Source organism: Pseudomonas sp. GL93 (assembly GCF_003408955.1).
Lineage (GTDB): Bacteria > Pseudomonadota > Gammaproteobacteria > Pseudomonadales > Pseudomonadaceae > Aquipseudomonas > Aquipseudomonas paracarnis.
In genome coordinates, this window is record NZ_NKRF01000078.1 from 94,552 (window position 1) to 115,420 (window position 20,869).

Sequence of the window (20,869 nt, forward strand, 5' to 3'; positions counted from 1 at the left end):
CAGTTAGCTTATAGGTAGCTGACCCACCGCGATCGCAGGCAAGCCAGCTCCCACAATTGACCTCATCAGTTTGAGGTCTTTGAAACATCCATTGTCCGGTTTCGGCCGCTGTGCTTGGCCTGATACAACGCCTGGTCAGCCTTGAGCAGCAGGTCTTCAAGGGAAATACGGCTGTGCTTCTGCCAGGTACTCAGGCCGATGCTTACGGTGATCGGCTGCTCATCCCCGGCCACTCTCGGCAGGTGCTGGACACCCTCGCGGATATGCTCGGCGATCACCCAAGCCCCCTTGGCGTCGGTATTGGGTAACACCACCGCGAATTCTTCACCACCATAACGCGCCGCCAGGTCGGCAGGGCGGCGGATATGGCTGGCGATCACATGCGCAACTACACGCAAGGCCTCATCGCCGCCCTGGTGACCGTGGCGGTCGTTGAAGGCCTTGAAGTAGTCAACATCGATCATCAGCACGCTCAACGACTCGGTGGAGCGTTGTGCCCGGTCCCATTCCAGCCGCAAGCGTTCGTCCAGCGTGCGACGGTTGGCCAGGCCGGTAAGGGCATCGGTGGCTGCCAGTTCTGACAGCACCTGTTCAGCCCGATGGCGACGGCGCAGCTCCATGCACAGTGCCCAGGTCAGCCACAACAGGCCCACGCACAACACCCCCGTGGCAATGCTGACCAGCCACGCCGCACGCCGCCAGGGTGCGAACATTTCATTGCTGGACAAGGCCACTGCCACGATCAGCGGCAAGTTGCCCACATTAGAAAAACTGTAGAGCCGTGCCTGGCGATCGACACTGGAGATACTTTGGAAGCTGCCGTCCCGCTCGCGCAGCATGCGCGCCACATTCGGGCGCTGGCTCAGGTCCTTGTCGATGATATCTACTTCCAGCAGAGGCTCTTGCGCCAGCAGGATGCCTTGGTGGTTGAGCAGGTTGATGGTGCTGTTGCTGCCGATGTTCAAGCTGCTGAACAACTGATGAAAGTACGACAGGCGCATGGACGCGACCGCCACTCCCAGGAAGCGCCCATCCGGTGACGAAACGCGACGGCTGAACGCGATGCGCCAAGGATCGGCACACTGGCAGCGCGCCATGAACGGGCGACTGATATACAAGCCCAGGTCGGGGTTGGCGCGGTGTACCTGAAAATAATCCCGGTCGGCAAAGTTACCCAGCTTCGGCGTGAGCAGGGACGAATCGGCAATCACCTCGCCGGTCGGGTCCAACAGCAGGATATCGCCCTTGTAGGGCGCCGCTGCGGAACGATCAAACAGCACCAGGTGGCGAATACTCTCTGAGACGTCCTGCAGGTCAGTGCGCTCGGTGGCGCTGATCAAGCCTTTGAGGGCCATGTCGTAAAGTTCGACATTGCGCAGTACGTCAGCGTCGATCAATTGAGTGATGGTGTTGGCGGTGCGCTTGGCCGTCTGCAGGGTGTTGGCATGTTCACGAATCAGCAGCGCAGTGACGACCCCCAAGATCAGCAACACCGTGAGCGTGCTGCCCAGGATCAGCAGGCGCTCCGGGCGGCGGTTGGGGCGGGTAGGGCTTGAACTCATCGGGCATACTTCTGCGTTGAGAATGCCCTTAGCGTAGTAGCAACTCTTGAATATGGCTGTAGGAGCGAGCTTGCTCGCGAAAAACTCACAGACGCCGCGCTTATTCAGGAAGCACGCGTTATCGTTAACGTTTTTCGCGAGCAAGCTCGCTCCTACCTGTATTCAGAACACGTTGATCGGGTAATCCACGATCACGCGATACTCATCCACATCGCGGTCCACCGCCGAGTAGCCATTGCTGCCGCGATTGGTCGCCCATTGCAGGCGCACGGCCAAGTCCTTGGCCTTGCCGCCCTGCACCACATATTTGAGGTCGATATCGCGCTCCCAGTGCTTGGCATCCTTGCCATCGGCGCTGTACCAGTTGCTGTAGCCGCGACTGTTGGGGTCGACCTTGGTCAGGTCGGTCTTGCCGCTGATGTACGACACGGCGGACGTCAGGCCGGGCACGCCGAGGCCGGCGAAGTCGTAGGCGTACTTGAGTTTCCAGGAGCGCTCGTTGGGCCCGTTGAAATCCGAGTACTGCTGGGAGTTGTCCAGGTACACGCTGTCGCCCTGGGTGATGTAGTCGAACGGCGTATTGCCATTGACCCGCTGATAAGTCGCCGTGACGCTGTGGTTGCCCACGCCCACGGTGAAATGCAGGCTGTAGGTGTTGTTGTCGATATCCCCCAGCAGCGATTGGCCGGTGTCCTGGGTATGGTAGTAGTGCAGGCCGGGGGTCAGGCTGACCAGATCATTGAGGGCGTAGGTGTATTCCAGGTCGTAATAATACTGGTGCCAGATGTCCTTGAGTTCGGAGGCGTACAGGTTGCTGGTCAACCCATCAATCCCGCTGAACGACACGCCAGCCCAGTCCAGGTGCTGGCTGTCGGTGTTGGCGGGCAGCGTGCCGTAGCTGGTGCCGATGCGCCGATGGCCGCTCTGGTTGTAGAGCTTGGTGAAACTGGCCTGGCCGCCTTCGATCATCCAGCCGTCGAAGCTGTGGTTGGTCAGGCTCACGCCACGGAAAGTCTGCGGCAACATGCGCGTCATGCCGCCGGCGATCACCGGGTTGTTGAGGAACAGGTCGCCGGCTTTCAGTTCCGTGTCGAAGGCACGCATTTTCAAGGTGCCGCCGGCCGTCGAGAACGAACCCGGCGCTTTGCCGTTGCCGCTGCCATACGGAAGGATGCTGGAACCATCCGTACCGCCACCGCCGTCGAGCTTCAGGCCGAGCATGGCATTGACGTCCAGGCCGAAGCCGACGGTGCCCTGGGTGTAGCCGGATTCGAAGGTGCCGATAAAGCCCTGGCCCCATTCCTTGCTGTCATCTTGATGGATGTCGCGACGGTCGCGGTTCATGTAGTAGTTGCGAGTGTTGATCGTGAGGTGGGAGCCTTCGACGAAACCGTCTGTGGAGGAAGTGTCTGCCGCCTGGGCGAGAGGTGCGATCGTTGCTGCAATCGCGAGGAATAACGGGGTGAACGTCAGCGAGTTCTTCACCGGTAAAGCTCCTTTGGTCAATCCATAACGGCCAGTGTCGTGAGGGTGTGCCCGGCCTTTTTTTACGGCAAAAAAAAGCCGCTGAAGTCAGCGGCTTTAAGACAGATTCCCAGTGTAGAGCCCTGGAAATAAGTCGAGGGAAATTCGGGTAAGCGGGTCAGCTGTCTTTGCCGTCGCGCTCATCGGTGCGTCAAAGTAACGCAGGCGAGCGCTGCAATACAGAGTGTAACAAGATAATAACTATTGCCCAAATCGCAACAGTGAGGACGATGGGATCTTCTGTGGGAGCTGGCTTGCCTGCGATGCAGACAGCTCGGTATGCCAGGTGCACCGAGGTGATGCTATCGCAGGCAAGCCAGCTCCCACATTTTTTTGGCCGAGTTGTTTAGACCGGAAGGGTAATACCAAAGGTATTGCCACCCCCCTCGCTGCGCACAAACACATCCCCCCCATGCATCAACGCAATCGCCTTGACGATCGCCAGCCCCAGCCCGTGATTGGCCCCGCTGTTGCTGCGCGAGGCATCCACCCGATAGAAGCGTTCGAACAGGCGTGGCAAGTGTTCGCTGGCAATGGCCTCGCCGGGGTTGGTCACGCCAATCGTCACCTGGTGTGCCTGCACTTCAATGTGCACGTCGATGACTTGCCCCGGCGCGGTGTGTTGCACGGCATTGCTCAGTAGATTGATCAGTGCGCGACGCAGGTGGGCTTTTTCGATCTGCACCACGGCATCGCCGTGCACGCGCACTTCGACTTGGGCGTCTTCGAGGATGAAGTCCAGGTAGTCGAGGGTGGTTGCCACTTCATCGGCCAGGGCGCTTTCGATCAGCTTGGTGGCCTTGCTGCCTTGGTCAGCGCTGGCGAGGAACAGCATGTCATTGATGATCGAGCGCAGGCGTTCCAGCTCTTCCAGGTTCGATTGCAGTACCTCGAAATATTGCTCTGCCGACCGACCGCGAGTGAGGGCAACCTGGGTCTGGCCGATCAGGTTGGTGAGCGGCGAACGCAGTTCGTGGGCAACGTCGGCGTTGAACGATTCCAGGCGTGAATACGCCTGTTCAACCCGGTCGAGGGTGGCGTTGAACGAGTTGACGAATTGGCTCAATTCCGGCGGCAGCGGCGACAGATGCAGGCGCCCGGAGAGTTTCGGCGGCGCAAGCTTTTGCGCCTCATCCGAGAGTTTGCCCAGGGGCTTGAGGCCGATACGCGCGACCCAGAACCCCAACAGCGCCGCCAGTATTACACCCACCAGCGCGAGGCTGACCAATGCCACCAGCAAGTGGTGCTGGGTGGCGCGGAAGTTTTCCGTGTCGATAGCGATCATGAAGCGCAACGCCGGGCGTTGGTCCTTGGCTGCAAACTGGCTGACCAGCACCTTGAAGGGATAATCGTGACCCGGCAGGCGCAGGTCGCGCTTACCCGTGGCGCCCTCGGCAAAGGCGCGAACCTGTGCGTCCGGCTCACCGTATTCATAGCTCGGGTCGCTGCTGACCACCCAGAAACGGATGCGCTTGTCTTCTTCCCCCAACAGCTTGAGCTTGGACCTGATCTTGACCCAATGCTCCGGCGTGCCGAAGCGATTGATCGACGATTCCAGCACGCTGTAGCGCGCATCCAACTCGGCACCTGGCAACAACCCCAGGCCACGGTCGACCTGCTGGTACAGCGCGCCGCCGATCAACAGAAAGATCAGCAGCGCCACCAGGGTGAACATGCCACTCAGGCGCAGGGCGATGGAATTAGCGACCACTGTGGTTTTCCTGCATGCGGTTCTCCAGCACATAGCCCATGCCGCGAATGGTGTGCAGCAGCTTGTGTTCGAACGGCCCGTCGAGCTTGGCGCGCAGGCGCTTGATCGCCACTTCCACCACGTTGGCATCGCTGTCGAAATTGATGTCCCAGACCATCTCGGCAATCGCCGTCTTGGACAGGATCTCGCCCTGGCGCCGCGCCAATACGCTGAGCAGCGAGAACTCCTTGGCGGTCAGGTCCAGGCGTACACCGTTGCGGCTGGCCTTGCGGCTGATCAGGTCGATCCACAGGTCTGCGACGGTGACCTGCACCGGTTCATGGCCGCCGCTGCGGCGGGTCCGGGCTTGCAGGCGGGGCACCAGTTCCAGGAACGAAAACGGCTTGCCCAGATAATCGTCGGCGCCTTCGCGCAGGCCGCGGATGCGGTCTTCCACGCGTTCGCGCGCGGTGAGCATGATCACCGGCGTCTGCTTGCGGGCGCGTAAGGCGCGCAATACACCGAAGCCATCCAGGCCGGGCAGCATCACGTCGAGCACGATCACGGCGTAATCGTTTTCCAGCGCCAGGTGCAGGCCCTCAATGCCTTCACGGGCCACATCGACGGTATAGCCTTGCTCTGTCAGGCCGCGGTGCAGGTAGTCCGCGGTTTTTTCTTCATCTTCAATAATCAGGACGCGCATGACCGCCTCAGTGTGTGGTCGCCAGCGTCAGCGCTGGTTTGGGCCTGTGGAAAAAACGTTCAAGGTACAAGTATATGACCGGCGTGGTGAACAGCGTCAGCGCCTGGCTCACCAGCAAGCCACCGACCACCGCGATGCCCAGCGGCTGGCGCAACTCCGCCCCCGGGCCAGCGCCGAGCATCAACGGCACTGCGCCGAGCAACGCGGCAAGGGTGGTCATGATGATCGGCCGGAACCGTGTCACGCAGGCTTCATAAATCGCATCTTCGGGCGGCAGCCCGCGTACCCGCTGCGCCTCCAGGGCGAAGTCGATCATCAAGATACCGTTTTTCTTCACGATGCCGATTAGCAGTACCAGGCCGATCAAGGCCATGATCGAAAAGTCCTGGCCCAGCAGCCACAGCATGATCAGCGCACCGAGGCCCGCCGAGGGCAGGGTGGAAATGATCGTCAGCGGGTGCACAAAACTCTCATACAGCACACCCAGAATAATGTAGACCGCTACCAGCGCCGCGAGGATCAGCCAGGGTTGGCTGGCCAGCGAGCTCTGGAACGCCTGGGCCGCACCCTGGAAGTTGCCGATGATTGTGCTCGGCATCCCGATTTCGTTCTTGGCCTGGTCGAGCATAATCACCGCGTCGCCCAGGGCCACGCCGGGCGCCAGGTTGAACGACAGGTTGGCGGCGGGGAACATGCCGTCATGGCTGATGGACAACGGCCCGACCGTGGGCGGGTCGACCTTGGCCAGTGCCGACAGCGGCACCATTTCATTGGTCAATGGCGAGCGCAGGTAAAAATAGTTGAGGCTTTCGGCCTTGCCGCGCTGTTGGCTGTCCAGTTCAAGTATCACTTGGTACTGGTTGATCTCGGTCTGGAACTCGTTGATCTGGCGCTGGCCGAAGGCGTCGTACAACGCCTGGTCGACATCGGTGGCGGTCAGCCCGAAACGTGCGGCGGCCTGGCGGTCGATGCTTATGTGGGTGATGCTGCCGCCCAGTTGCAGGTCGTTGGACAGGTCGCGAAACGCCGGGTCGGCGCGCAGTTTTTCGGTGAGGCGTTGGGTCCAGGTGTTCAGCGTCGGGCCGTCGTTGCTCTTGAGCACATATTGATACTGGGCGCGGCTGGGGCCGGAGCTCAAGTTGATGTCCTGGCCGGCGCGCAGGTACAGCACGATGCCCGGCACCTTCGCCAGTTGGGGGCGGATGCGGTCGATGAACTGGCTGGCGGACACATCGCGCTCCCTGCGGTCTTTCAAGGCGATCCAGAAGCGGCCGTTGGCGATGGTCTGGTTGCTGCCGGTGACGCCGACCGAATGGGAAAACGCCTGCACCGCCGGGTCGGCCTTGACGATCTCGGCCAGGGCCTTGTGTTTGGCGACCATGTCCTTGTACGACACGTCGGCCGCTGCTTCGCTGGTGCCGAGCACAAAACCGGTGTCCTGCACCGGGAAGAACCCCTTGGGGATAAACACATAGCCGACCACCGCCAGGGCCAGGGTTACCACGAAGATCGCGACCATGCTGCGTTGGTGCGCCAGGGCACGGCGCAGGTTGCGCGCATAGCCGGCCAGCAGGCGTTCGCTGAAGCTGGGTTTGGCGTGGGCAGGGTGGGTAGGGGCACGCATGAACAAGGCGGCCAGCGTCGGTGCCAATGTCAGCGAAACCACCACTGAAATCAGAATGGTCGCGGTGGCCGTCAACGCAAACTCCTTGAACAACCGCCCGACCACACCGCCCATGAACAACAGCGGAATAAACGCTGCTACCAGCGAGAAGCTGATGGACACCACGGTAAAGCCAATTTCGCCGGAGCCCTTGATCGCCGCTTCGCGCTTGCCCAGGCCAGCCTCCAGGTGCCGATGGATGTTCTCCACCACCACAATCGCATCGTCCACCACAAAGCCCACGGCGATCACGATGGCCACCAGGGTCAGGCTGTTCAGGCTGAACCCCATCACATACATCAGGGCGAAACTGGCCACCAGCGAGACACCCAGCACCGCAGACACAATCAGCGTCGCCGACAGTTGACGCAGGAACAACGCCATCACCGCCACCACCAGCAGGATGGCGATCAGCAGGGTCATTTCCACTTCATGCAGCGAGGCGCGGATGGTCTTGGTACGGTCGGTCAACACGCTGACCTGCACCGAGGCCGGCAACATGCCTTGCAGGCGCGGCAACTCGGCCTGGATGCGGTCGACGGTGTCGACGATGTTGGCGCCAGGCTGGCGCGAAATCACCAGGTTCACCCCTGGGGTATCGCCGGACCAGGCTTGTACGTAGGCGTTTTCCGAGCCGTTGACGACGTTGGCGATATCGCGCAGTTGAACCGGCGCACCGTTCTTGTAGGAAACGGTCAGTTGGCCGTATTCCTCCGGGTGAAACAGCTGGTCGTTGGTCGACAGGGTGGACACGCTGTTTTCGCCATAGATCGCGCCCTTGGCCAGGTTGAGGCTCGACTGCTGGATGGCCAGGCGTATATCGGCGAGCGTCAGGCCGATGGCCGCGAGCTTATCAGGGGACGCCTGCACGCGAATCGCCGGGCGTTGCTGGCCGGTGATGTTGATCTGGCCGACGCCGTCGATCTGGCTGATCTGGCGCGCCAGCAGGGTTTCCACGTAGTCGCTCAGCTCGGTGCTGGGCATGCTGCTGGAACTGACGCTGAGGATCAACACCGGGCTGTCCGCCGGGTTGACCTTCCTCCAGGTGGGCAAGCTCGGCATGTCGCTGGGCAACTTGCCGGACGCAGTGTTGATCGCGGCCTGGACCTCCTGGGCGGCGGTGTCGATGCTTTTTTCCAGGGTGAACTGCAGGGTCAAGAGGCTGGAGCCCAAGGCGCTGCTGGAGGTCATCTGGGTCATGCCGGGGATGGCACTGAACTGCACCTCAAGAGGCGTGGCCACCGATGAGGCCATAGTGTCCGGGCTGGCGCCGGGTAGTTGCGCGGTGACCTGGATGGTCGGGAATTCCGCTTCCGGCAGCGGCGCGACGGCCAGGTTCGGGAAGGCAATAATCCCCAGCAACACCAATGCGAAGGTCAACAGCAGGGTGGCGACCGGGTGATCAACGCACCAGGCCGAGGGCGACCGGCTGGCGCTCATGGCTGCACCTGGGCGTTGGCGGTGTGGATCACTTGCGGCGGCTCCTTGAGCACCTCCACCTGCGCACCGGCCTTGAGCCGCGATTGCCCATCGCTGACCAGCACATCGCCGGCCTGCACGCCTTTGATGATATTGATGTCGCTGTTCTGGTAGGCGACCTGCACCGGCACCACCTCGACTTTGTCAGCGCTTACGCGGTACACGAAATGTGAGTCCAGCCCACGCTGCACCACGGTCGGCGGTACCACCAGGGCGTTCTTGTCGAGGGCCGTCTGGATCTTGATGGTCACCAGTTGCCCCGGCCATAGCTTATGCGCCGGGTTGCTGAACTCGGCCTTGGCTCGCAGGGTGCCGGTGGTGGAGCTGATCTGGTTGTCGATCAGGCTCAGGTGGCCTTCGCCGAGCAGGTCGCCGGTCTGGCTGTCGGTGTCGGCGCCCAGGTAGGCGTCGACGGTGGCCCGCGTTGGGGCAGCGATCAGGCCCTGCAAGGTCGGCAGCATCTGCTGCGGCAAGGAAAACTCAACGGCAATCGGGTCGAGCTGGGTGACTGAGAACAGCCCCTGGGTATCGCTCATGCGCAGGAAGTTGCCTTCGTCCACATTGCGGATGCCCACGCGACCGCTGACAGGTGAGCGAATCTGGGTATAGGAAAGTTGTACTTGAGCCGCATCAATGGCCGCCTGGTTGCCCTGCGCGGTGGCCTTGAGCTGGTTGACCAGCGCCTGTTGCTGGTCATAGGTCTGTTTGGACACGCCGTCGTCGATGCTCAGCGCTTTGTAGCGCTTGAGATTGACCAACGCCACTTGCAACTGCGCCTGGCTTTCGCCCAATTGCGCCCTGGCCTGGTCGAGGCTGGCGCGGATCGAACGGTCATCGATGGTCGCCAGCAAGTCGCCGGCCTTCACCGATTGGCCTTCCTTGACCAGCAGCTGGGTGAGGATGCCGTCGATCTGCGGGCGAATCACCACGCTATGCAACGACAGCACTGAGCCGATGCCGCTGACAAACCTGGGAACGTCCTGTTGCGCGACGCTCACCACCCGTACCGGGATCGCCGTGGGCGCAGCCAGCCGGGGCTTGGCAGGCCGTGTTACGGCCCAGGCGGCCACCGCCAGTATCAAGAGGACGCCCACCACCAGGGCCGTGTTTCGTTTTATCTGCATGGGAGGGGCCGGGGCGTAGTTGCACGTTTTAAGCTGCAAGCTGCCAGTTGAAGGTTGGGTAGCTGCTTTATAGCCCGGTAATACGGTCAGCACGGTGACGCCAAACTGACAGCCGCGACAGCTAGCGCTTCTTACTTGTGGCTTGAGGCTTACCGCTTGCCGCTTTGCCCCCGTATACTCGCGCTTTTACACCTATAGCTGCGCCGGAGCCCCTATGACTTCCCCAACCCAACCCCCTGTTGACGCGGCTGACCTCGTCGATTCGGCCCCCGCCGACGGCGTTGAAAAAACCGAGATTCCGGCGTTCAAGTTCCCCTTCAAACCGGGTGAGCTGGCTGGCGCCAAGCATGCCAGCCAGCCCTGGTACAAAGGCGGCGCCAAGAACGGCCATACCAAGACGCCAGGCATGGCGCCTCCGGGCACTCGCCGGTCCATGGGTAAACGCTGAGATTAAAACCGTGTGTGCGTTATAGGCTGTTGCCTACATTGCCCGTAGAAATTTCTGCTTGTAGGTCCGCGACCGATTCTTGAAAGCTTGCACAGCGTTTGCTTCGTCCCGATGACGCTCATCGGGGCGTAGTGAGTCAGCTTTCCGGAAAAGGACATTCCCGTGGCCCTGATACACCTCTGTGCGGTGCTTGCCCTCTTGCTCTCGACAAGTGTCGTTGCCGCCGACGCTCAACCGCAGCGTGAAATCCGTTTCGCCGTCGCTGCGCATTTTCCGCCTTTTCAAAGCCGCAATTCCCAAGGGCAATTGGTGGGTCTGAATATCGAACTGGGCAATGCCCTGTGCGAGCAACTCAACGTGCGCTGTACCTGGGTTGACCAGGTCGTCATGGAAAATTTCCCGGCCCTTGAAGCCCGGCAGTTCGACGCGATCATGGGCATGGCGCCCACCTGCAGTCGGCGGCGACGGGTGAGTTTTACTCATGATCTCTACCCGATCACCACTCGGCTGGTGGCGCGTAAAACCTCGGGCCTGCGCCCTGAGCGACGGTCGCTCAGGGGCAAGCGTGTCGGGGTGCTGGTGCGCAGTAATCGGGAAGCCTTTGCCCTGTCGCAGTGGGCGCCGGCAGGGGTAATCATCAGGAGTTTCTGGCTCAACGACCAACTGGTGCAGAGCCTGGTTTCGGGCGATATTGACGCGTCCCTTCAAGGTGCCGTGGAGATCCGTGAAGCCCTGCTAGACACGCCCCAAGGCCTGGACTTCAGTTTCATGGGGCCGCCTGTGTCGTCTGGCCTGTTGGGTAATAGCGTGGCGATTGCGGTGCGAAAAACCGATACCGCGTTGCGTAATGAGCTAAATCACGCGCTTGAGCAACTGATGCAGAATGGCGAATACCAACGCATCCTCCAGCCCTATCGCCTCGATGTATTGCCTGCCCGTCCATGATCGCTAATGTGGGAATGCAACTCTGCTCCCGTGATGGCCTGACTGCCGGCGCCTATCTACCTGACGCGCAGAGCTCAAAATGTGGGAGCTGGCTTGCCTGCGATGACGGCATGACAGCCACGAACGTTTACCTGACACCCCGCAATCCATATGTGGCATCAAGGGGCGTCGGGGAAATTGGCGTCGAATGGTAGGCCGTCACGGGAGCAAGCTCCCTCGCCACAGGTCCAGCGTCGCGCTGAAGTTGAGTCGATACCCAAACCGTCATGAGGCCGCAGCGGCCTAAGCCGCCCTCAACGAGATAAACGCATAATTGGCTGGCACCTCAGTGGCAATTTGCGCTCCGGCATCCAGCACCTGTTCGGCGATGTCCATCCCGGACACATGAAACACCCACTCATTGGTCACCGCCGGCTGTTCAACCGCCTGTTCAATGGCCTGGGCAAACGCCTGCATATCCGGCAAGTACGCGGTAAACCCGTCGCCCTTGAGCGCGGTCGTGCGGATGCCGAGCAACGCGCACACCGCTTCTTTGGTCTGCACGTCATCACGGTCGGCCTGGCGTGAACGGCGAATCAGTTCGGCCAGTTGCGCATCCATCAACTCGCCACCGACGATCAGCGCAGGGCCTTGCTCCCAGGATTCCGGCGGGCAGTCCTTGGCGCTCGGGTTCAGCGGGATATGCGGGTTGATCTCCATCGGGTAGATGCGGCACACCAGCGGGCGCCGTTCGTAGATGCGGCAGCGGTTGTCTTCGTCAAGATTCCGGCAGCGTCCGGCGTTGTAGGCGGCAAAGGTAATTGCCACAAACGCCTCGGTATTGCCGCTGGGCACGACCACTGAGCGGCGCTCGGCGTGTTCCCGTTGTTGCAGGGGCAGGCCCAGGCCATTGCTGAGAAAGCCCTCGACCAGAACGATGACGTTGCCGCCGTCCGCCGCCCAGCTGCGGGCTTCTTCGAGGGTCAGGGGCACGTGATGGTCGCTGCAGCATTTGCCGCAACCGACGCAGGAAAAGTGTGTGTTCATGGCGGATCTGTCACCAGGCAAGGTCAGAGGGCACGCTTGAGGGGTGACGGGTTTTTACCTCTATCTACCGCTCAGGGGCTCTGGAAGCAAGTTATGCGCCAGTGAGGGTCAGCCCTTGGGTACGATGTCGCGAAGCACAAACCGCATGCCCGCACTTTCATACAGGTGCCGGGCGCGTAGGTTGCTCTCCAGCACCTTGAGGTCCACATAGGGTTCGCCGCGCTGCTTGAACACCTGGAAGCTGTGCAGCAGCAAGGCGCGGCCCAGCCCTTGGCCTTGGGCACAGGGGTGTACGGCCAGGTTTTTGATAAAGGCGCTGGTCCAGCATTGGGCCACTGCGAGAACACCGTCGTGGTTGCTGGCCACCAGGCACAGCGTCGGGTCGTACTCGGCATCGGTGACGAACTGCTGGCGCCACTCCTCCAGGTGGCCGACACGGCCGCCGCCCTGGTCCTGGGTCATGCGCAGCACGGCATGGATCGCCGGGGCCAGCTCATCGCGATAATGATCCAGCCGGGTATCCGCTGGCCACTGCGGGGCGGGCAGGCTACCGGTGAGGTCGCGACGCAGCAACTGGTAATACTCGGCCAAGGCTTACAGGCTCTTTTGCGCCACGGTTTGCGCGGCGACCACCAGGCATTTCGTCAGTTCTGGGGATGAGAACTTGGTGAGTACCGAGTCGGCACCGGCCAGGCGCGCTTTTTCGCTGTTCATCGCGCTGTCCAGGGAGGTGTGCAACAGCACGTAGAGGTCCTTGAAATCCGGGGTTTCGCGCAGCGTGCGGGTGAGGGCGTAGCCGTCCATCTCAGACATCTCGATGTCCGACACCACCACGTTGATCTGTTCAACCGTGCCTTGCAGCTCCAGCAACACGTCGATGGCTTCCTTGGCGCTGCGGGCGGTGTGGCAGGTCAGGCCGAGGTTGCGCAGGGTGTGTACCGATTGCTGCAAAGCCACCTGGCTGTCGTCCACCACCAGGATGCGGGCGTTGCCCAGCACTTCGGCTTCTTCCATGGTCAGGTCGGTCGGCGCCGCTTCAATCGGTGCCGGGGCGATGCCGTGGATGACTTTCTCGATATCCAGCACCTGCACCAGGCCACCTTCCACTTGAGTAACCCCGGTGATAAACGCCCGATTGCCGCCGGAGCCGTAGGGCGGCGGGCGGATATCGGTGGTCAGGCAGTGCACGATCTTGCTCACCGCCTGCACGTGCAGGCCCTGCTTGGAACGGCTGACATCGGTGACGATCAGGCAGCCGCCGTCCGGGTCTTGCAAGGGCATTTCACCCAGGGCGCGGCTCAAGTCGATCACCGACAACGAAGCGCCGCGCAAGGTGGCGATGCCTTTGACGTGCGGGTGGGACTCCGGCAGTTTGGTCAACGGCGGGCAGGGGGTGATCTCACTGACTTTCAACAGGTTGATGGCCATCAGCTTGCCGCTGCGCAAGGTAAAGAGCAGAAGCGAGAGTGAGTCTGCGCGGGCTTTGGTGGTGGACATAAAAACCTTCTGTGGATCAGGGATGACGATCTATACACCGTTATCGACCCTGGCCTCGAAAACTGTAGGAGCGAGCTTGCTCGCGAAGAACTTGAAAGCGCCGCGTTAAAACAGATGCTGCGCGTTATCGTTGACGTTTTTCGCGAGCAAGCTCGCTCCTACAGTGGGGCGGGGTATCAGCTCTTCCAGGCCTGTGGGTTCACCAGATCCTGCGGGCGTTGGCCCAGCAGGGCGCTGCGCAGGTTGTCCACGGCGCGGTTGGCCATGGCTTCGCGGGTTTCACCGGTGGCCGAACCAATATGCGGCAGGGTCACCGCATTGCTCAGCTGGAACAACGGCGATTCAGCCAGCGGTTCCTTTTCATACACATCCAGCCCTGCACCACGAATGCGCTGGGTTTGCAGGGCTTCGACCAGCGCCGGCTCATCCACCACTGGCCCTCGGGAGATATTGATCAGGATCGCGCTGGACTTCATCAACCCCAGCTCCCGGATGCTGATCAGGTGACGGGTCTTGTCGCTCAACGGCACCACCAGGCAGACGAAATCCGCCTCGGCCAGCAACTGCTCCAGGCTGCGAAACTGCGCGCCCAGTTCCTGCTCCAGCGCGGTCTTGCGGCTATTGCCGCTGTAAAGGATCGGCATATTGAAGCCCAGGCGCCCACGCCGGGCCACGGCTGCGCCGATATTGCCCATGCCGACGATGCCCAGGGTCTTGCCGTGCACATCGCAACCAAACAAAGGCGCGCCCACGCTGGCTTTCCATTGGCCGGCCTTGGTCCAGGCATCCAGTTCGGCCACGCGGCGGGCGCTGCTCATCAGCAACGCAAAGGCCAGGTCGGCAGTGCTCTCGGTGAGCACATCGGGGGTGTTGGTGAGCAGGATCCCGCGCTCGTTGAAGTACGGCACGTCGTAGTTGTCGTAGCCCACCGACACGCTGGACACCACCTCCAGCTTGCTCGCGCTTTCAAGCTGCTCGCGGCCCAGCTTGCGGCCCACGCCGATCAAGCCATGGGCATGGGGCAGGGCTTCATTGAACTGAGCATTGATGTCACCCAGCTTGGGGTTGGGCGCGATCACCTCGAAATCCTGTTGCAGGCGTTCGATCATCGGTGGGGTGATACGGCTGAAGGCCAGGACAGTCTTTTTCATGGCAGAACTCCACTCAACATGTGGGAGCTGGCTTGCCTGCGATGGCGGTGTGTCAGCCACTATTGTGTTGGCTGATCCACCGTCATCGCAGGCAAGCCAGCTCCCACAATGAATTTATAGGGGTTGGGAAGCAGCATTTCAAAATCAGTTCGCCATCCGCACGCCACCCACACCACCGCTCAACTCATACGCCACCAACTCCGCCTGGTGCGCCGCCAGAATTTCCGGCAACGAGCCGCGCAGGTATTCCACCCAGGTCTTGATCTTTGCATCCAGGTATTGGCGCGAGGGGTAGATGGCGTACAGGTTCAGCTCCTGGGAGCGGTAGGTCGGCATCACCCGCACCAGAGTGCCGTTGCGCAGCCCTTCGATGGCGGCGTACACCGGCAGCAGGCCGACGCCCATGCCGCTGGTGATCGCGGTTTTCATCGCGTCGGCCGAGTTCACCAGGAACGGTGAGCTGTTGATCGCCACGCTTTCCTGGCCTTCAGGGCCGTTGAAGGTCCATTTGTCCAGCTGGACCACCGGGCTGACCAGGCGCAGGCACGCATGGTTGAGCAAGTCCTGGGGCCGCTGTGCGCAGCCCTTGGCCTTGACGTAGTCCGGCGAGGCGCAGGCGATGCTGTAGGTGATGCCCAGTCGCTGGGACACAAAACCTGAGTCCGGCAGTTCGCTGGCCAGCACGATGGACACGTCGTAGCCCTCGTCGAGCAGGTCCGGTACGCGGTTGGCCAGGGTCAGGTCGAAGGTCACGTCGGGATGGGTGCGGCGGTAGCGGGCAATGGCGTCAATGACGAAATGCTGACCGATGCCGGTCATGGTGTGCACTTTCAACTGCCCGGCGGGGCGCGCGTGAGCGTCGCTGGCCTCGGCCTCGGCCTCTTCGACGTAGGCGAGGATCTGCTCGCAGCGCAGCAAATAGCGTTTGCCGGCTTCGGTCAGCGCGATGCGTCGGGTGGTGCGGTTGAGCAAGCGGGTTTGCAGGTGGGCCTCAAGGTTGGAGACCGCGCGCGAGACGTTGGCCGTGGTGGTGTCCAGTTGCACGGCGGCGGCGGTGAAGCTGCCGGCTTCGGCCACACAACTGAAGGCGCGCATGTTTTGCAAAGTGTCCATGGAGTGTTCTCAAGGGAGATAGCAAATTGTGACAGAAAGTTACGCTTTCAGTGATCCCTACCAACGGATTATCGCCTGAACGGTAACAAAGATTCACAGGAATGCCAGCTTATCGTCCTCCATGGCGCCGCCTAGAATTGCGCCACCTCTCCCGCAACACCCTCTCAGGAATTCGCTTGCCGTGCCGCGTCGCATCAGCAGAGAGCTGAAGACTCTCAGTGTTTGGGCTTTAACGTCAGTCATCAGCGGTTGCATCGGAACCGGAGGAATCGCCCCGCAAGGCCAGGCGATCAACGCCAATACCCTGGCCACCGACGCCGCGATCCAGAGCGCCGCCCGCGACGCCCACTGGCCCACCGCCCAATGGTGGCAGGCCTACGGCGACCCGCAGCTCAACCGTTGGGTCGAATTCGCCACCCGCAACAGCCCCAGCCTGGCCGTGGCCGCCGCCCGCGTACGCCAAGCCCGGGCGCTGGCCGGGGTGGCCGAGTCGGCCGAGTCGCTGCAGATCAACAGCGACACCACTCTCAAGCGTCACAACTGGCCCAAGGATCAGTTCTACGGCCCCGGCCAATTGAGCGGCGCCAACACCTGGGACAACAATTCGTCCCTGGGCCTGAGCTACGCCCTCGACCTGTGGGGCCGGGAAAGCAACACGACCGAACGCGCGGTCGACCTGGCGCACATGAGTGCCGCCGAAGCGCGCCTGGCCCAGCTCGAACTGCAAAACAACGTGGTGCGCGCCTATATCCAGCTGTCGTTGCAGTACGCCAACCGCGACATCGCGGCCGCCACCCTGGCCCAGCAACAGCAGATCCTGGACCTGGCCAACAAACGCCTGAGCGCCGGGATCGGCACTCACTTTGACGTCAGCCAAGCCGAAACCCCGCTGCCGGAGACCCATCGCCAACTGGATGCCCTGGACGAGGAAATCGCCCTGAGCCGTAACCAACTGGCGGCGTTGGCCGGCAAGGGCCCGGGGGAGGGCGCGCAATTGCAGCGCCCGACCCTGGCCCTTGCCGCGCCGTTGAAGTTGCCTTCCAGCCTGCCCGCGCAGTTGCTCGGCCAACGCCCGGACGTGGTTGCCAGCCGCTGGCAGGTTGCGGCCCAGGCACGGGGCATCGATGTAGCCCATGCCGGGTTCTACCCCAACGTCGACCTGGTCGGCAGCCTCGGCTACATGGCCACCGGCGGCGGCATGCTGGAGTTTCTGGCCGGCAAGAAATTCAACTACAACGTCGGCCCGGCGATCACCTTGCCGATCTTCGACGGCGGCCGTCTACGTGCGCAACTGGGTGAAGCCAGTGCCGGCTACGACATCGCGGTGGCCCAGTACAACCAGACCCTGATCAATGCGCTCAAGGGCATCAGCGACCAGTTGATCCGCCGCGAGTCCATGGACAAGCAATCGGCCTTCGCCGCGCAGTCGGTGGCCTCGGCGCAGAAAACCTACGACATCGCCATGATCGCCTATCAACGTGGCCTCACTGATTACCTCAACGTGCTCAACGCCCAAACCTTGTTGTTTCGTCAGCAGCAGATCGAACAACAGGTGCAGGCGGCACGCCTGAGCGCCCATGCCGAACTGGTGACCGCCTTGGGCGGCGGCCTCGGCGCTGGCGACGATGTGCCCACGGATGCCAAGACACTCCCAAGCAAGACTGCGGCGGTGCTCGCCGTGTTTGATCACTGAGTAGGCCTTCATGACTCCCTTGCCTGCACCGCTGCGCTGGTTGCATTCCCTTGAGTGGCGCCGTGGCTTCTTCGACTGGGCACGCAGCGATGGCGTGACCTGGGTGTATATCTTCAAAGTGCTGGTCGCCGCATTCCTGACGCTGTGGCTGGCCATGCGCCTGGAACTGCCGCAACCGCGCACGGCGATGATCACCGTATTTATCGTGATGCAGCCCCAGAGCGGCCAGGTGTTCGCCAAGAGTTTCTATCGCTTCCTCGGGACCTTGGCAGGGTCGGCGGTGATGGTGCTGTTGATCGCTTTGTTTGCGCAGAACACCGAACTGTTCCTGGGGGCGCTGGCGATCTGGGTGGGCATTTGCACCGCTGGCGCCACGCGCAATCGTAACTTTCGCGCCTATGGGTTCGTGCTCGCCGGCTACACCGCGGCGATGGTCGGCCTGCCGGCCCTGGCCCACCCGGACGGCGCCTTTATGGCGGCGGTATGGCGAGGGCTGGGAATTTCCCTGGGGAGACTGTGCTCGACACTGGTCAGCGCCGCCATCCTGCCGCAGACCTCCAGCGCCGCCATGCGCAACGCGCTGTACCAGCGCTTTGGTGTGTTCGCGCTGTTTGTGACCGATGGTCTGCGCGGGCGTAGCCAACGGGAAGGTTTCGAGGCCAGCAACGTGCGCTTTATTGCCGAAGCCGTGGGCCTGGAAGGCTTGCGCAGCGTCACCGTGTTCGAAGACCCGCACATGCGTCGGCGCAACGGGCGGCTCAGTCGTCTCAACAGTGAATTCATGAGCATCACCACACGCTTCAACGCCTTGCACCAATTGCTTGAACGCTTGCGCGCCGATGAGGCCGACCATGTAGTGGCAGCGATCAAGCCCGGCCTGCAAGACCTGGCCGAAGTGCTCGACAGCTTCTCTGGTCGCGCCCTCACCAGCCCGGATGCCGCGCGCCTGGTCAACCAACTGAGCGCCTACAAGGACGGCCTGCCCGCCAAGGTGCGCAGCCTGCGGGCGAGCTTCCAGGAAGACAACCCGACGGACGCCGAGCAGTTGGATTTCCACACCGCCTACGAGCTGCTGTACCGCTTCGTCGACGACCTGCACAACTACGCGCAAACCCACGCATCCCTGGCCGACCACCGCCATGCGCGGGAAGACTGGCACGAAGCCTACACGCCAAAGACCAACTGGTTGGCCTGTGCCGCTGCCGGTGTGCGCGCCTCGTTTATCCTGGTTGTGCTGGGCAGTTACTGGGTGGCCACAGCCTGGCCCAGCGGCGCCACCATGACCCTGATCGCGGCGGCCACGGTGGGCCTGTCTGCCGCCACACCCAACCCCAAGCGCATGGCGTTCCAGATGGCCTGCGGCACCTTGATCGGCGCCTTGGTCGGCTTTGTCGAAATGTTCTTCGTGTTCCCCTGGATCGACGGTTTCCCGCTGCTGTGCGTGATGCTCGCACCGGTGATCATCTTCGGGGCCTTTCTGTCTTCACGCCCGCGATATGCCGGTGTGGGTGTGGGCCTGCTGATCTTCTTCAGCACCGGCTCGGTGCCGGATAATCTCACGGTCTACAACCCTTACACCTTTATCAACGACTACATTGCCATGGTCATCGGCATGCTGGTGTGCGCGGCGGCGGGGGCGATCATTCTGCCGCCCAACAGCCGCTGGTTGTGGCGCCGCCTGGAGCAAGACCTGCGTGAGCAAGTGGTGTATGCCATTAGCGGCAAGCTCAAGGGCCTGGCGTCGAGCTTTGAAAGCCGCACCCGCGACCTGCTGCACCAGGCGTATGGCCTCGCGGCCGGCCAGCCGCAGGTGCAACGCGATTTGCTGCGCTGGATGTTCGTGGTGCTGGAGGTCGGCCACGCAATCATCGAGTTGCGCAAGGAGCAGGCGATCCTGCCGGTGCACCCGGCGTATGCCGAATCCCAGCCGTGGCGCCAGGCGATCCGCGTGATGGGGCGCTCGCTGGTGCGGCTGTTCCTGCAACCCAGCGCCAGCAATCTGGAGCGCGGGTTGATTGCCGTCGACCATGCGATCAGCCGCGTGCAGGCCACCGACGAACCCTTCGCCCCGCACTTCGACACCTCGGCCCTGCGCCGGGTGAAGAGCTACCTGCACTTTATTCGCACCTCGTTGCTCGACCCGCAATCACCTCTGGCCGCCCTCAAAGGAGCCCCGAATGCCTCGTGAAATTGCATTCCACGGCATCTATATGCCGACCATGACCCTGATGTTCTTGATCGCAGCGGGGTTGGCCTGGGCGGTTGACCGCTTCCTGGCCGGGTTCGACCTGTACCGTTTCTTCTGGCACCCGGCGCTGCTGCGCCTGAGCCTGTTCGCTTGCCTGTTCGGCGCCCTGGCGCTGAGCGTCTACCGTTGAGAATGCCCCGATGAAAAAGTTTTTCAGCCTGCTCGCCACCTTGCTGGTTCTGGCGTTGGCGATCTGGATTGGCCGCACGTTGTGGGTGCACTACATGCAAACGCCGTGGACCCGCGATGGTCGGGTGCGCGCCGACATTATCAATGTGGCGGCTGACGTCACCGGCGAAGTGGTGGACGTGCCGGTACGCGATAACCAGTTGGTGAAAAAAGGCGACCTGCTGATGCAGATCGACCCCGAGCACTACCGTATTGCCGTCAAGCAAGCGCAATCGCTGGTGGCCTCACGCAAGGCCACCTGGGAAATGCGCAAGGTCAACGCGCACCGCCGCGCCGACCTGGACGCCCTGGTAATCTCCAAGGAAAACCGTGACGACGCCAGCAACATCGCCGACTCGGCCCTGGCCGATTATCAGCACGCCCTGGCGCAACTGGAGGCCGCCGAACTCAACTTGAAGCGCACGCGAGTGCTGGCGGCGGTGGACGGCTACGTCACCAACCTCAACGTGCACCGTGGCGACTATGCGCGCATCGGCGAAGCCAAAATGGCCGTGGTGGATATGAACTCGTTCTGGGTCTATGGCTTCTTCGAAGAAACCAAACTGCCCCACGTGAAGGTGGGCGACAAAGCCGATATGCAGCTGATGAGCGGCGAGACCTTGAAGGGCCATGTGGAAAGCATCTCGCGCGGCATTTACGACCGCGATAACCCCGAGAGCCGTGAACTGATCGCCGATGTGAACCCGACCTTCAACTGGGTGCGCTTGGCCCAGCGTGTGCCGGTGCGGATTCATATTGATGAAGTGCCGGAGGGCGTGTTGTTGGCGGCCGGGATTACCTGCACTGTGATCGTCAACCCTTCACAGCCTTGAAG

General features: G+C 62.0%; 17 protein-coding genes. 6 read left to right on the forward strand and 11 right to left on the reverse strand.

What is annotated here, in order from left to right; translation table 11 throughout:
* Nucleotides 1-65: 65 nt before the first annotated feature.
* The 6 genes from CER19_RS16675 to CER19_RS16700 all read right to left on the reverse strand — a co-directional run bounded on the left by CER19_RS16675 (nucleotide 66) and on the right by CER19_RS16700 (nucleotide 9,745).
* Complete coding sequence (locus CER19_RS16675) at nucleotides 66-1,562, reverse strand: diguanylate cyclase (RefSeq protein WP_116667183.1); 1,497 nt, start codon at nucleotides 1,560-1,562, stop codon at nucleotides 66-68.
* A gap of 162 nt (nucleotides 1,563-1,724) precedes the next feature.
* Entirely contained in the window at nucleotides 1,725-3,047 is a 1,323-nt protein-coding gene (locus CER19_RS16680) for an OprD family porin (protein WP_116667184.1), read from the reverse strand.
* Between the two features lie 385 nt (nucleotides 3,048-3,432).
* Complete coding sequence (locus CER19_RS16685; RefSeq protein ID WP_116667185.1) at nucleotides 3,433-4,797, reverse strand: heavy metal sensor histidine kinase; 1,365 nt, start codon at nucleotides 4,795-4,797, stop codon at nucleotides 3,433-3,435.
* Nucleotides 4,787-5,479, reverse strand: coding sequence for a heavy metal response regulator transcription factor (locus CER19_RS16690; RefSeq protein ID WP_116667186.1), 693 nt, complete (start codon nucleotides 5,477-5,479; stop codon nucleotides 4,787-4,789). The genes CER19_RS16685 and CER19_RS16690 overlap by 11 nt, the downstream gene beginning before the upstream one ends.
* A 7-nt stretch (nucleotides 5,480-5,486) precedes the next feature.
* Entirely contained in the window at nucleotides 5,487-8,582 is a 3,096-nt protein-coding gene (locus tag CER19_RS16695) for a multidrug efflux RND transporter permease subunit (protein WP_116667187.1), read from the reverse strand.
* A complete protein-coding gene (locus tag CER19_RS16700; protein WP_116667188.1) occupies nucleotides 8,579-9,745 on the reverse strand; it encodes an efflux RND transporter periplasmic adaptor subunit in 1,167 nt (388 codons plus the stop codon). Before CER19_RS16700 ends, CER19_RS16695 begins: the two co-directional genes overlap by 4 nt.
* A 214-nt stretch (nucleotides 9,746-9,959) precedes the next feature.
* Here CER19_RS16700 and CER19_RS16705 point away from each other — a divergent pair, with 214 nt between their 5' ends.
* Together CER19_RS16705 and CER19_RS16710 are read left to right on the forward strand one after the other, a co-directional pair.
* Nucleotides 9,960-10,193 carry a hypothetical protein gene (locus tag CER19_RS16705; RefSeq protein ID WP_116667189.1) on the forward strand — a complete coding sequence of 78 codons (234 nt, stop codon included), beginning with the start codon at nucleotides 9,960-9,962 and terminating at the stop codon, nucleotides 10,191-10,193.
* A 162-nt stretch (nucleotides 10,194-10,355) separates the two neighbouring features.
* A complete protein-coding gene (locus CER19_RS16710; RefSeq protein WP_116667190.1) occupies nucleotides 10,356-11,138 on the forward strand; it encodes a transporter substrate-binding domain-containing protein in 783 nt (260 codons plus the stop codon).
* A gap of 282 nt (nucleotides 11,139-11,420) precedes the next feature.
* Here the strand turns inward: CER19_RS16710 and CER19_RS16715 are convergent, their stop codons facing one another.
* From CER19_RS16715 to CER19_RS16735, 5 genes are all read right to left on the reverse strand, one after another.
* Nucleotides 11,421-12,164 (reverse strand): YkgJ family cysteine cluster protein, encoded by a 744-nt coding sequence (locus tag CER19_RS16715; protein ID WP_116667191.1) that lies wholly within the window; start codon nucleotides 12,162-12,164, stop codon nucleotides 11,421-11,423.
* Nucleotides 12,165-12,272: 108 nt separating this feature from the next.
* Nucleotides 12,273-12,755, reverse strand: a complete 483-nt coding sequence (locus CER19_RS16720) for an N-acetyltransferase (RefSeq protein WP_116667192.1) — start codon at nucleotides 12,753-12,755, stop codon at nucleotides 12,273-12,275.
* A gap of 3 nt (nucleotides 12,756-12,758) precedes the next feature.
* Entirely contained in the window at nucleotides 12,759-13,661 is a 903-nt protein-coding gene (locus tag CER19_RS16725) for a chemotaxis protein CheV (protein ID WP_116667193.1), read from the reverse strand.
* Between the two features lie 176 nt (nucleotides 13,662-13,837).
* Entirely contained in the window at nucleotides 13,838-14,812 is a 975-nt protein-coding gene (locus CER19_RS16730) for a D-glycerate dehydrogenase (RefSeq protein ID WP_116667194.1), read from the reverse strand.
* A gap of 144 nt (nucleotides 14,813-14,956) precedes the next feature.
* A complete protein-coding gene (locus CER19_RS16735; RefSeq protein ID WP_038448973.1) occupies nucleotides 14,957-15,925 on the reverse strand; it encodes a LysR family transcriptional regulator in 969 nt (322 codons plus the stop codon).
* 181 nt (nucleotides 15,926-16,106) lie between these two features.
* Between CER19_RS16735 and CER19_RS16740 the strand changes: the two genes are divergently transcribed.
* Genes CER19_RS16740 through CER19_RS16755 form a run of 4 tightly spaced genes read left to right on the forward strand, consistent with a single transcriptional unit; the run spans nucleotide 16,107 to nucleotide 20,867 of the window.
* A complete protein-coding gene (locus CER19_RS16740) occupies nucleotides 16,107-17,618 on the forward strand; it encodes an efflux transporter outer membrane subunit (protein WP_116667195.1) in 1,512 nt (503 codons plus the stop codon).
* Nucleotides 17,619-17,628: 10 nt separating this feature from the next.
* The gene (locus CER19_RS16745; RefSeq protein WP_116667196.1) at nucleotides 17,629-19,806 is read left to right on the forward strand and encodes an FUSC family protein; all 2,178 of its coding nucleotides are present in this window, start codon (nucleotides 17,629-17,631) and stop codon (nucleotides 19,804-19,806) included.
* Nucleotides 19,796-19,996, forward strand: a complete 201-nt coding sequence (locus CER19_RS16750; RefSeq protein WP_003188711.1) for a DUF1656 domain-containing protein — start codon at nucleotides 19,796-19,798, stop codon at nucleotides 19,994-19,996. The genes CER19_RS16745 and CER19_RS16750 overlap by 11 nt, the downstream gene beginning before the upstream one ends.
* Before the next feature lie 10 nt (nucleotides 19,997-20,006).
* A complete protein-coding gene (locus CER19_RS16755) occupies nucleotides 20,007-20,867 on the forward strand; it encodes an HlyD family secretion protein (protein WP_116667197.1) in 861 nt (286 codons plus the stop codon).
* Nucleotides 20,868-20,869: the final 2 nt, after the last annotated feature.